The organism is Dialister micraerophilus, from assembly GCF_947090205.1.
Lineage (GTDB): Bacteria > Bacillota > Negativicutes > Veillonellales > Dialisteraceae > Dialister > Dialister micraerophilus.
Genome location: NZ_CAMUNF010000002.1, coordinates 1 through 13,318, shown reverse-complemented (window position 1 = coordinate 13,318; position 13,318 = coordinate 1). Strand labels below are relative to the sequence as shown.

Annotated in this window: 11 protein-coding genes and 1 other RNA gene; 11 read left to right on the top strand and 1 reads right to left on the bottom strand. The window is 30.3% G+C overall.

Annotated elements, in window-relative coordinates:
- Positions 1–14: 14 nt before the first annotated feature.
- Both P6922_RS01850 and cobC read left to right on the top strand, forming a co-directional pair.
- Positions 15–1,622 carry a DAK2 domain-containing protein gene (locus tag P6922_RS01850; protein ID WP_276873811.1) on the top strand — a complete coding sequence of 536 codons (1,608 nt, stop codon included), beginning with the start codon at positions 15–17 and terminating at the stop codon, positions 1,620–1,622.
- Between the two features lie 60 nt (positions 1,623–1,682).
- A complete protein-coding gene (gene cobC / locus P6922_RS01845) occupies positions 1,683–2,303 on the top strand; it encodes an alpha-ribazole phosphatase (RefSeq protein WP_276873808.1) in 621 nt (206 codons plus the stop codon).
- A gap of 83 nt (positions 2,304–2,386) precedes the next feature.
- Here cobC and ppx read toward each other — a convergent pair whose 3' ends face one another.
- On the bottom strand, positions 2,387–3,925 hold the full coding sequence (gene ppx / locus P6922_RS01840) for an exopolyphosphatase (protein ID WP_276873806.1): 1,539 nt from the start codon (positions 3,923–3,925) through the stop codon (positions 2,387–2,389).
- A 143-nt stretch (positions 3,926–4,068) separates the two neighbouring features.
- On the opposite strand from ppx, the gene P6922_RS01835 reads away from it, so the two are divergent.
- From P6922_RS01835 to thiE, 9 genes are all read left to right on the top strand, one after another.
- Entirely contained in the window at positions 4,069–5,622 is a 1,554-nt protein-coding gene (locus P6922_RS01835) for a Ppx/GppA phosphatase family protein (protein WP_007553899.1), read from the top strand.
- A gap of 2 nt (positions 5,623–5,624) precedes the next feature.
- Entirely contained in the window at positions 5,625–7,784 is a 2,160-nt protein-coding gene (gene ppk1 / locus P6922_RS01830) for a polyphosphate kinase 1 (RefSeq protein WP_276873803.1), read from the top strand.
- A 383-nt stretch (positions 7,785–8,167) separates the two neighbouring features.
- Complete coding sequence (locus tag P6922_RS01825; protein WP_276873802.1) at positions 8,168–9,145, top strand: 3D domain-containing protein; 978 nt, start codon at positions 8,168–8,170, stop codon at positions 9,143–9,145.
- Between the two features lie 69 nt (positions 9,146–9,214).
- Positions 9,215–9,646 carry a signal peptidase II gene (gene lspA / locus P6922_RS01820; RefSeq protein ID WP_007553864.1) on the top strand — a complete coding sequence of 144 codons (432 nt, stop codon included), beginning with the start codon at positions 9,215–9,217 and terminating at the stop codon, positions 9,644–9,646.
- On the top strand, positions 9,646–10,569 hold the full coding sequence (locus tag P6922_RS01815; protein WP_276873800.1) for an RluA family pseudouridine synthase: 924 nt from the start codon (positions 9,646–9,648) through the stop codon (positions 10,567–10,569). The genes lspA and P6922_RS01815 overlap by 1 nt, the downstream gene beginning before the upstream one ends.
- A gap of 58 nt (positions 10,570–10,627) precedes the next feature.
- Positions 10,628–10,969, top strand: a transfer-messenger RNA (tmRNA) gene (gene ssrA, locus P6922_RS01810).
- 98 nt (positions 10,970–11,067) lie between these two features.
- Complete coding sequence (locus P6922_RS01805; RefSeq protein WP_007553841.1) at positions 11,068–11,385, top strand: thioredoxin family protein; 318 nt, start codon at positions 11,068–11,070, stop codon at positions 11,383–11,385.
- Between the two features lie 69 nt (positions 11,386–11,454).
- Complete coding sequence (thiM, locus tag P6922_RS01800) at positions 11,455–12,258, top strand: hydroxyethylthiazole kinase (protein WP_276873797.1); 804 nt, start codon at positions 11,455–11,457, stop codon at positions 12,256–12,258.
- Positions 12,248–12,886 (top strand): thiamine phosphate synthase, encoded by a 639-nt coding sequence (gene thiE / locus P6922_RS01795; RefSeq protein ID WP_276873794.1) that lies wholly within the window; start codon positions 12,248–12,250, stop codon positions 12,884–12,886. Before thiM ends, thiE begins: the two co-directional genes overlap by 11 nt.
- Positions 12,887–13,318 lie beyond the last annotated feature (432 nt).

Below are 13,318 nucleotides of genomic sequence, written 5' to 3'. Positions count from 1 at the left end.
TAAGAGGAGATTTTATGTATACAACTATTGATTCGGTATGTTTTAAAAATATGCTTGTGGGAGCATATCAGTTATTTGAAAAGAAATATGAAATTATAAATGCGTTAAATGTATTTCCGGTACCGGATGGAGATACCGGAAGTAATATGCTTAATACGCTGAAATCTATGTATAGCATGATTAGCGATGTAGATACGGATGAACCTATAGGAATTATTGCCGAAAAAGCATCTATAGGGGCGATAATGGGTGCTCGTGGAAATTCAGGTGTTATTTTATCACAGATAATACATGGATTGAGCAGGGGGTTGCGCGGAAAGAAGACAGCAACTTGTGGACAGATGAGTAAAGCTTTTCAGTATGGTATTTTATATGCATATCGTGCGGTTACCCGACCGGTTGAAGGGACAATTTTATCGGTTGCAAGAGGTATAGCTAAGGGTACTCGCGATATATATCGTGTTGAAACTGATTTCAGTAAAATTCTTGAAGCATCAATAGTTTGCGGGAATGAAGCTTTAGCTAAAACTCCTGAACAACTTAAAGTGTTAAAAGATGCAAATGTAGTTGATGCAGGTGGTCAGGGTTTAATATTCTTTTTGATGGGATGTTTAAACGGATTAACAGGTAAAGTACAAGATGTAGACGTAGAAATGAATGTAAAACCTGTAATAAGCAGATTAGAAACACATGGAGAATCATTTTCCATAGAATATCCATATTGTACGGAGTTTATAATAAGTCCATGTAAAGTTTCTGCAGAAGAAGTAAGAAAGAAATTGTATGCCTGGGGTGAGTCTATGATTGTAGCTTCAGGAGATAATTTGGTTAAAATACATATTCACGCACAACGTCCGGGAGCAGTTATAGATATGGCTTCAGATTGGGGCACCCTGCATGACATAAAGTGCGATAATATGGTTGACCAATATAATAGAAAAAGTGCAAAGGAAAAAAGAATAACTAAAAAGCCTCTTGGAATGCTTTCCATAGTTACAGGAGACGGATGGAATGAAATATTCGGGCAATTAGGTTGTGATATAGTTTCCGGCGGACAAACAATGAATCCATCTGTGCAAGAATTGATGAATGGCGTAAAAAACGGTGAATATGAAAAATATTTGATTTTGCCGAACAATAAAAATATTATTCTTGCGGCAAAGCAGTTGCGTAAAATGCTTGGAGATACAGTAACTACAATACCTTCAGTGAATGTTATGGAAGGTCTTGTTGCCGCAATGGCTTTCAATCCGAAAGCTTCGGTAGAAGAAAACGAAAAAGCTATGAATGAAGCTATGACGGAAGTAAAAACAGGTATGATTACAACAGCCGTAAGAGATAGTGTAATCGGAGATACAAAAATTCATAAAGATGATTTTTTGGGAATGTCTAAAGGGATGAAAGTTATTGCTGAAAAATCTTTAGAAAAATGTTTTTCCGTTCTTTTAAAGAATTTGGTAAATGAAGATTCTGAAATTGTTACCGTATATTACGGAAATGATATTACGGAAAATGAATGTCTGAAATTAATTGAAAATGTAGAATCCGAACACAAAGATTTAACCTTTGAAATGCAATATGGCGGACAGCCGTTGTATCCTTTAATGGTATCAGTGGAATAATAATAAAACCGTTATGAGTAATCATGACGGTTTTTACTATATTTAATATATGGGTGATTTATGATCAGATTGTATTTTGTAAGACATGGAGAAACCGAATGGAATAAAATCGGTAAATTTCAAGGATCTGCAGATGTAAGTTTAAATAATATTGGGGAAATCCAGGCTGATTTGACAGCTGAATATATCAAAAAATTTAAGTTCGATAAAATTTATTCAAGTCCCTTAAAGAGAGCATTTCAAACTGCATCCAAAATAGCTGAAAAGCAAAATATTGGAATAATAAAAGATGAAAGACTTAAAGAAATGAATTTTGGAGATTGGGAAGGGTTGTCTTTTGATTGTATAGAAGCTAAATGGCCCGGAAGATTAAAAGAAATGTATTATAGCCCTGATAAGGTCAATATTCCTAATGGAGAAACATTTTTACAGGTACAAATGCGAACAAAAAATTTTTTAAATAATTTACTTGAAAATGAAGGGGATAAAAATTATTTAATAGTAAGTCATGGTGTGACACTGAGAACGATATTTTGCAATTTATTAGGAATTCCTTTAAATAAGGCATGGAATTTATCTCAAAAAAATGCAAATATTTCATGCATAGAATATCGTGATAAAAATAGAAGTATATTGAATTTTTTAAATTATACGGATCATCTGAGTAAAGTTAAAGAATAAGAACAAAAAAACAATAAAATAAAAAATGGACTTTATAACATATCGTATCTGATTTTGTAGAGTCCATTTTTTAAATAATATATTCATTTGTTAATGATATAATGCTTAATTAATAATTTCTTACTGAATAATTTACAGAAATAATGTAGTATTGATTGAGTGTAGTAATCGATAATATGAATATCTTTTTTATTTATACCTATGTGTAAAATTACATTTTTTTCAGTTTCACTAATATGTATGTTTTTAGGGGAAATATTTTTATAGAAATTCAATATTTCTGAAATATGTAAAATAAACGAAAGAATTTTTATTTCTCTTATTTCTTTATTATTTAATAGTGTAATATAAGAGGAATTTTTTATTATTTTATTTGAGAAACCGTTATGAAATGAAGCTATAAATGCAGTTTTTATTTGATCTTTATGGCTCCAACCAAAAATAGAAGCATTTAATATTATATAAGCGGTATGTTTTTCACTTTTAAAATAATTTACTTTCAAACCTATATTATGCAAAATACTTGCACAACGTAGTAATAAACGTGCATTTTGCGTAAGTTTATGTATATCTTTTAGCCTATCAAATAACAAAAGTGCAATTTCAGTTATATTATTTGAACTATCAACATTATTATCAATGAGCATTTTTTTATAATTTAAAACTGAATTTATCAGCATGGAATCAGAATTATATTTTTCATGAAAATTTAAACTGTGGTAATAGTTGAAAAATATACCTTCGCGTAATCCAGAAATTGAGATTGTAAGTGTTTTCGATGAAAGTGAATTTAATAGCTCATTTATAACAATAGCTCCTGCAAGTATAATATCTGATCTGTCTTCAGAAAGTCCCGGAATGTTTTTTCTTTTTTGAGATGCTTGAGAATAAATAATCTCAAATATTTTTGAAATTGAACTTGAAGGGAGAGTATAATTATGTAATTTTTTAAATGGATAATTAATTTGCCTTTGATGTATTTTAGCTAAACTTCGCACAGTTCCTCCAATACCTATTAGAGGAATTTCTTCTTTTGGCAACCATTCAATTGACTTGATTTGATTTTGAATATATTTTTTTAGCGATTCAATTTTTTTTGATGAAATTTCTTTTTTTAAATTGAATTTTTCAGTAAGATTTACTGCGCCTAACGGTAAACTTATAGAATTGATTATTTTTTTATTTTTAATAAGGGATATTTCAATGCTTGCACCACCGAGATCAAACATTAGGAAATCGGTTTTGTTTATTGTATGAATTACACCTGAAAATCCTAAATATGCTTCTTTTTTACCATCTATTACATTAAGTTTTATTCCGGTTTCTTCTTTTATACGTTCTAAAAAATATTTTTTATTTGATGCGTTTCGGACTGCTGCGGTGGCTATAGCGAAAATTTTATCGACATTATAAAATTCAATAAAATTCGAATATATTTTTAAACAATTAACAGCTTTTTTTATAGCAGCTTCAGTCAGAATTAATTTTTTTCCCATTCCTTCCGCTAAACGAATACTTTTCTTATCCTTGAAAATCAATTTGAAAGTCGAATCGGAATTTATCTCTTTTATGAGAAATCGAATAGAGTTTGATCCTAAATCAATGATAGCAATACGTTCCATATATACTCCTCAAGTCATATACTATTTAAGTCAATTTTCTTCATTGTACAACAGATGTATTAATAAATCATAGTAATTTTTATGCTTATAATTAAATTAATTATGCTAAAATGTAGTTGTTAAACACAAGTGAGGTGTTGAAAATGGAAAAAAAGGCATTAGTTTACGGAATTATACATATAGGTTCATCCAATTTATCATTGAGAATAGTTGAATATAAAAATATAGATAATATAAATGTAATTGAAGAAGTAAAAAAACATATTACTTTTGGAGAAGAGGTATTTCATAATGGAAAATTGTCTTTTGATTCCATACTTGAATTATGTAAAATGCTTAAAGGATTAAAACAATTGTTATCGGATTATCAAGTAAAAGTATATTCAGTTTATGCGACATCGTTGCTTAGAGAAGCTGAAAATAAAAGAGCAATAATAGATTTAATTCGTGTTCATACAGGATTTAGAGTGCAAGTTGTGGATATGCCGCAAGAGATTTATTTTAAGCATTTTGCATTGCAGCATATATTAAGAGTTTCCAATTCTAAAAAACTATATTCACCTAATTTTAATTTTTTGTTTATAGATATCACTTCAGGTTGTATAGGACTTACGGTTTGGGAAAATGGAGTTTTAAAGTATCAACATAATATTCATATAGGAACATTAAGATTGCTCGAAGCGTTCAGTGTAAATCAAAGAGATTCTCAAGATTTTCCAATTGCTATTGAAGAGTATATACACGCTATAATGACGCCATTATGGAAATTTGTACTTCAATATAATCCTGAATATGTAGTTTTTTCAGGAAGTGAATCTCGTATTATGACAGAGTTTTTAGAGCTGAAAATGAATGAAGATAATATGGTTTCTTTTAAATCTTCAGATTTTTATAAAGCATATACCAAATTGAATCATTTTGTTTTTAATAAATCAAAAAATATTTCAAAATATGGAATTTTTTGGAAGTATGGTGTTTTGCCCACAATATATTTGTATAAAGAAATATTGGAAAACATAAAAACCGATAAAATTTTGATTATGGGAACAACATTTATTGAAGCGGTAGCGATGTTTTATGGTGCTGAAAAAACAAATGATTCCGTATTATCGAACATGAGAACTCAAAATTTAGAATTGACTCGTTCGATTGCAAGTTGTTATTTTTATGAACATGAGCATGCAAAAATAATGGAAAGTTTTTGTTTTACTATTTTAAATGAATTGAAAAAGAAAAATGGGTTAACTAATCGTGATGAGTTTTTGCTTAGAATGTCAATAATTTTGTATCAAATAGGTAAATTTGTTAATCTTTTAGATTCATATAAACAAGGTTGGAATTTAATAAGAAGTACGGATATTTTCGGAATTTCTGAAAAGGAAAAAGATATAGTAGCATGTATTGTTTATTATGCTCAGGGGGTTTTTCCACATGAAAAAGAAACTCCGTTTGCATTGTTGACAGATTCTGCTAAAATGACTGCACTTAAATTAATTGCAATTTTTCGTATGATTTTAGCTATGGATATATCAAGAAAGCAAAAATTAAAGAATATGACGGTAAAAATTGACTCGGATAAATTGGTAATTAATTATGACAGTTATCAAAATACTTCTTTAGAAGAGTGGATATTTGAAAAGGAAAAAGAGTTTTTTCAAAATATATTCGGTATAGAAGCAAGATTGGAAAGGAGATAAAAATGGATTCAAATTATTCTTCTTATTTACTGAATCGTGAACTTTCGTGGTTACAATTTAATAAAAGAGTGTTAAAAGAATCAACGGATCCTAATAATCCGTTGCTTGAAAAATTGAAGTTTTTAGCAATTACAAGTTCGAACTTAGATGAGTTTTTTATGATTCGTGTGGCAGGATTAAAGCATCAAAAAGAAAGTAATTTTAAAAAACGTGATATTGCAAATATGACAGCCGAAGAACAACTTTATGAGATTTCTAAAGAATGCCACAAGCTTGTTGAACAACAATATATTTATTTAAAAAATATTGTAAAATCCTTGGAGTCTGAAGGAATAATTTTTACTGAACCGGATAAACTGACAAATAAACAAAAACAATGGCTTAATAAGTATTTTGACAGAGAAATTTTTCCGGTAGTAACTCCTTTGGCAGTTGATTCGTCCCATCCTTTTCCTTTTTTGGCATCTAAAAGCTTAAATGTCGCAATGCTTCTTGAAAAAAACGAACAAGATTTAAATTGTGATGAAGAAAACAACATAGATGTAAAAACTGCAATAGTTCCGGTTCCTGCAGTATTACCGAGAATAATAGCAATCCCAAGTGATTTTTCAGATTCAGGTAAACATTATTTTATATTATTGGAAGATGTAATTTGTTATTTTGCATCACGTTTTTTTATAGGGTATGACATGTTGGAGTCGGGATGCTTTAGAATTACTCGTGATGCCGATCTTAATATTGATGAAGAGGATGCAAGAGATCTTGTCATAGAAGTTGAACGACAGCTGAAGAAAAGGCAAAGAGGACAGGCTGTAAGACTTGAATATCAATCTGGAACGAGCAGATTTATGCGTAGATTTATGAGTCAAGAAACTAAATTGAGAGATGAAGATATGTATGAAATCAATGGACCGATTGATATAACGATGTTTTTTGATTTCTATAATATTAAAGGATATGACAAGTTAAGATATACTCAAGCTTATCCGCATACTCCATGGAGTATTTTAAAGGTAGATTCGTATGATAAAAAAAGTATTTTTGAAATTATAAGGAAAAAAGATTTACTGATTCATTTGCCATATGAATCATTTGAAGATTCCGTAGTTCGTTTTGTTTCTGAAGCCGCAAATGATGAAAACGTTTTGGCTATAAAACAAACTTTGTATAGGGTAAGTTCTTCAAGTGCAATTATACAAGCACTTGAAAGAGCGGTACAAAACGGTAAACAAGTAACGGTATTAATGGAAGTGAAAGCACGTTTTGATGAAGCAAATAACATTATAATGGCACGAAGACTTGAAAAAGCAGGTGCACATGTTATTTATGGGCTTGTAGGCCTTAAAACTCATTCAAAATGCACAATGGTAATACGTAGAGAGAAGGACGGAATTCGTAGATATGTGCATGTAGCAACAGGGAATTACAACGCAAAAACTGCAAAATTGTATACAGATTTAGGAATATTGACATGTAACGACAGATTTGGGATTGATGCATCTGCTTTTTTCAATTTATTATCAGGATATTCAGATCCTCCGGAATGGAATTCTTTTATAGTTTCACCTATTAATTTAAGGCAACGTTGTGTGGCTATGATTGATAGAGAAATTGAATTTGCAAAAAACGGAGAGAGTGCATCTATTATAGCTAAAATGAATTCTCTTTTAGATAAAGATATAATAATGAAATTATATGAAGCATCATGTGCAGGAGTTAAAATTCAGCTTATAGTAAGGGGAATATGTGTACTTATTCCGGGAATAAAAAATGTCAGTGAAAATATTAAAGTACGTAGTATAGTAGGACGTTTTTTGGAACATAGCAGAGTATTTATATTCGGGAATGGAGGAAATGAGGAGGTTTATATCGGTAGTGCAGATATGATGCCAAGAAATTTGAATGATCGTGTTGAATTGATGGTTCCTATAGAAGATTTTGAAATAAAATCAAGAATCAAGGATATGATTTTATCTGAACTTAAAGATAACCAAAAATCTTATACGATGAATTCTGATGGAAGTTGGTCAAAAAATATTAGTGAAAATAATAAATATTGTGCACAAAAATATTTTCAAAAAATATCTGAAGAAAGAGTAAATTCTCAAAAAATGACACTAAGACAAAAATTTGAACCGTATAAACCGATTATAGGATATTGATTTAAAAAATGGCATAAAAATATGCCATCGTAGAAAGTTCGTTTTGTGAAAACCTTTTTATTAAAAAATTAAGATAAATTTATTTGATAGTGTTATATCCCATGAATAGTGGGTAAAATGATATTTTAAAAATAAAATTAAATAATAAGTCTATATGGAATGTACATAGTTAACAATAAAAAACAATAAAAAGTCAGGTTTTATCTGACTTTTTATTGTTTTTTGATAAATTTTGATATAAAAGGATATGTGATAAAAAACTTGTTTATCAACTGATTTAAATAGATATAATAGGGAAAATCGAATAAATTAATATTGTCAACCTATAGGCGTTTGACAAAAAGTCTATCTATGGTAGAATAACCGACATAGGAGAGGTGATTATGGCAGTTTTTAGCATGAAAAAAGCAAGAGCAATATTTTTAGGAACAATCATTATTACATCAACTATGATGAATTCGGTATCTGCTTTTGGAATTAATGAAACAAACAATAAAATTGAATACAAATCTATTTCTATATATGATGGTGACAAAAAGATACCATTTAAAACCAATGAATCTGATTACAGAAAAGTTTTAGATGCGGCAGGAATAAAGTTAAGTTCTTATGATAAATTTTGGTCCAGTTCAGGAAACGTAGAAGACGGCTCTGTTCTGGTAATTGAAAGAGCAATTCCTGTAAAAATTAATTATAAGGGAAGCGTTCGTGTTATTTATACAACACAACAGACGGTGCAAGGTGCAGTAAATGATGCAGGATATGATTGGCACAAAGTTATGCCTGTTGAAGACGGACTTTCTCGTGTTCGTTCCGGTATGGAAATACATGTTATACCATATGAAGTGAAGATTGTGGAAAAAACGGAAGAAATTCCTGTATCTTATGTAAAATGGTATGATTCTACTTTGAATAGTGATGAACAAGTTGTAGTTCAAGAAGGACGAGCAGGAATAAGAAATACCAGAGTTGAGGAATTTATTTCCGATGGTAAAGTTATAAAAACAGAAGTATTAAAATCTAAAGTGATTGATGAAGGTGAAAAGGGAATAGCTAAAACCGGAAATCAAAATGGTACAGTGGGTTGGGTAAAGGTAATGTCTGCTACCGCTTATCATCCCATGGATGGAGATGGAAGAGGAATTACCGCTACAGGTACAAGAGCCGGTCATGGTGTAGTGGCTGTAGATCCTTCTGTAATACCTTTAGGAAGTAAAGTGTATGTGCCTGGATATGGTGAGGCTGTAGCGGAAGATACAGGTGGAGCAATTATAGGTGACAGAATAGATTTATGTATGGACACATATTACGATTGCTACGCGTTCGGTAGAAAAAATATTGAAGTATTTGTACAGTATTAATAAAAGTCGGCTATGCCGACTTTTATTAATACTGTATTTCTATGATATAATTAAAACTCAGGAGGATTTATGATTACCGTAGTTGTAGCTTTTTTTATTGTAATATTTGATCAACTGACGAAATATTTGATTCAAAATTTTATGCAATATGGTCAAACTGTTCCTGTTATTCCGGATGTGTTTCACCTTACATATATAATTAATCGTGGAGCGGCATTTGGAATTTTACCTCATAAAGACTGGTTTTTTTTGAGTATTGTTTTTATATTATTTTGTATATTTGTCATATATAGAAAAAGAATACCTATAAAACCGATATATTTTTCTATAGGAATAGGATTACTTCTTGGAGGAGCTTTTGGAAATGCAATAGATCGTGTGCGTATATCCGGAGTTGTAGATTTTTTAGATTTAAGAATTTGGCCTATTTTTAACGTAGCAGATATTGCTATTTGTATTGGAGTTATGTTTATTGTTTATTATTTTTGGAGACATAATTAATGAATACACATATATATGAAGTAGATGAAAAACAAGATGGTATGAGACTTGATCAATTTTTAAAAGAAGTAAGCGGATTAACACGCTCTGAAGTTCAAAAATGGATTAAAGAGGGATATGCGATATCATTACCAAATCGTATGGTAAGATCAAATTATCATATTTCCGATAAAGAAAAAATTCAATTTTCATGGGAGGAAAAGAAAGAAATTGAATTAATACCTCAAAAAATAAAGCTGGATATTTTATACGAAGATGAGCATATTATTGTGATTAATAAATCTAGAGGAATGGTAGTTCATCCCGGAGCAGGTAATATCGATAATACTTTGGTAAATGCATTACTGTATCATTGTGGAGAAAGTCTTTTAAAAGTTGGAGAAAAAACTCGTCCCGGAATAGTTCATCGATTAGATAAAGACACATCAGGTGTTATGGTAGCAGTTAAATCCGATATTGCGTATGAAAAAGTAAAAAATGAAATAGCAACACATGAAGCCAAGAGGACATATTTGACATTGGTACATGGACAAATGGAGGGGCCTGATGGAAAAATTGATTTACCGTTGGGAAGAAGTTTAAAAGATAGAATGAAATGGGATGTGCAACCTAAAACGGGTAAAAATGCGATAACACATTTTCACGTTTTGGAATTTATGCCTAAATATTCTTTACTCGAATGCAAATTGGAAACAGGTAGAACACACCAAATTCGTGTTCATATGTCCTATATAGGACATCCTGTAATAAATGATCCATTGTATGGAAGAAAAAAAGATAATTTTCCGATACAAGGTCAAGCACTTCATTCATTTACTTTAGAATTAAAACATCCTTTAACAGGAAAAATTATGAAATTTGAAGCACCGCTTCCGGAAGATATGAAAAAGTGCTTAGAAATGGCAAGAAAAGAAAATATATAAATTATATTTTGACAATTTAATTTGTATTAAGTAAACTTATATAAAAGTGAGACAATACGGGGACGTACCGGCTTCGACAGGGAGTCTTTGTATCATAAATAGCGAGTCGGGATTCCATCAACCCCGTAAAACGGTGGAAAAATATAAAAGCAAAACAAGAATTTGCTTTAGCAGCTTAATGCTAATGTCTCACTAAAGTTTTCCTGTGGCTTTTTTGAGGCATCAACTAACAGGATACCGATGTATAATGTTCAGTAGTACAGAGGGAAACATAACTGAACTCGATGAAAATAGTTCGTTATCGTACGATTTTTCATTTAAATAAAAACGATAACTGCACTCGGAGAAGTTTATGGGGCAGGCTTTTTGGACAGGGGTTCGACTCCCCTCGTCTCCACCAGTAATTTAACAGAGCGATTTGCTCTGTTTTTTATTTTTTATTAATTATGATATAGTTATAATAGTATATTTAAAAATGTTGATTTATAGGGGGCTATTATGATTAAATCTATTACCGGAACAGAAAAATTTGATTCTATTATTGCTGAAGCAGAAACTATTGTAATGTTCAGTGCACCTTGGTGCGGATATTGTAGAAAAATAAAACCTGTTGTAGAAAAAATATCTAATGAAATAACTACACCGATATATATTGTAAATACTGATGACAATCAAGAACTTGCGGAACGTTACAGTGTAGAAACTATACCATATATAACGATATTTAAAGAAGGTAAATTTATTGATGGAATTATAGGATACGGAACTGTAGGATATGTACAATTGAAAGAATTTTTCAGTAAAAGTTTAAAATAGATATTTTAAGTGGTATGATTGACTTAGAATTGTTTAAGTAGTTTTGTTGTGCGGTAATGGGAGGTAACTTTGAATATTAAAAAGATATTGGAAAATATAAATAAAACAAAACCTTTAGTTCATCATATTACTAACTATGTAACGGTAAATGATTGTGCAAATGTTACTTTAGCGATTGGAGGTTCGCCGGTAATGGCGGATGCAATTGATGAAGCGTCTCAAATGGCATCAATAGCATCATCATTGGTTTTAAATATAGGAACACTTAATGCAGATAAAATAAATTCGATGATAAAAGCCGGTAAAAAAGCAAATTCATTAGATATTCCGGTTGTATTTGACCCTGTTGGATGCGGAGCAACTGCTTTTAGAAATGAAATGTCGGAATTATTGATAAAAAATATAAATATGTCTGTTATAAGAGGAAATTTATCTGAGATACTTGCATTATCTGGTAAATCTGTTGTTACAAAAGGTGTAGATTCTTCAGATATAAGTATTAAGAATTTAAATGAATATTTAAAAAATATTGCCGAAAAATTTAAAACTGTAATTGCAGTCACGGGGAAAGTCGATAGAATTACTGATGGTAAGAAAATTGTTGAAATTTATAACGGCTGCAAAGAAATGTCTAATATCACAGGTTCAGGATGTATGTGCAGTTCTTTAATCGGAACTTTTGTAGGTGCAAATAAAGATAATATATTTGAAGCTACCGTTGCTGCTATTTTAACCATGGGAATTGCCGGTGAAAATGCCTGGGATAAATACAAATACGAAGGTTTAGGACATTTTCATATGGGAATAATAGATGAAATAAGTAAAATTACCCCTGAAATTATAGAATTGAACGGTAATTGGAATGAAAAATAATATAGATTATACTTTATATCTTGTAACCGATAATCATGTTTCTGATTTTGAAAAATTCTGTTATAAAATTGAAAAAGCAATTTGCAATGGAGTGACAACTGTACAATTACGTGAAAAAAATTTAGAAACAAATTTATTCTATAAAAAAGCTTTAAAAGTTAAAGAACTTACTGATAAATATAATGTTCCGCTTATTATAAACGATCGTATAGATATAATGCTTGCGATAGATGCTGCAGGTGTACATTTGGGTCAGTCCGATATGCCTGCAGATATTGCAAGAAAAATAATAGGACAAAATAAAATACTTGGAATTTCAGCATCAAATCTAACGGAAGCAAAAAAAGCTTATGAAGATGGAGCAGATTATTTAGGAGTAGGGGCAATGTTTGCCACTCAAACAAAACCGGATGCGGATGTTACAAGTATGAAGGAACTAAAGAAAATACGAGAAAACGTTAACATACCTATAGTTGTAATTGGAGGAATAAATTGTAAAACTATTCCGCTTTTTTCAAAAATTAAAGTTGATGGGTTTGCAGTAGTATCTGCAATAATGAGTGAGAAAGATTCAGGCAAAGCTAGCAAAGATTTAATAAAAGAAATACAAAAAGTAAAAATACGGTAATGAGTTAAGCACATTACCGTATTTTATATGGATTAATCTCATAAAATAACCATGCCATTATTTACACAAGCAGATTTTATATTATCTAATGTATAAGCACGTGCCAAATTACCTGCAACGACATGTTTTTATTTGTATGTACTTGTTAAGCTTAACTTATTATATGTAATTTATATTGTTTTGTGCGATAATTCTGTTTTTAATTTAATATTTTAGTGTTTTTATTGTTAATTCAGATTATATTAAATCCGTTTTTTAATCAGTGTTTGACAAAAGCTTATTAGACTGATATTATACATAAAGTATTTTCAAATAAAAGTTAATTTATGTAGATTTGACAGATAATTGAAAGTATGGTATATTATTGGAGTCGCATAAAGAGCGACACGGTTCTTTGAAAACTAAACAGTACAACGAAAAAATGCAAAACAT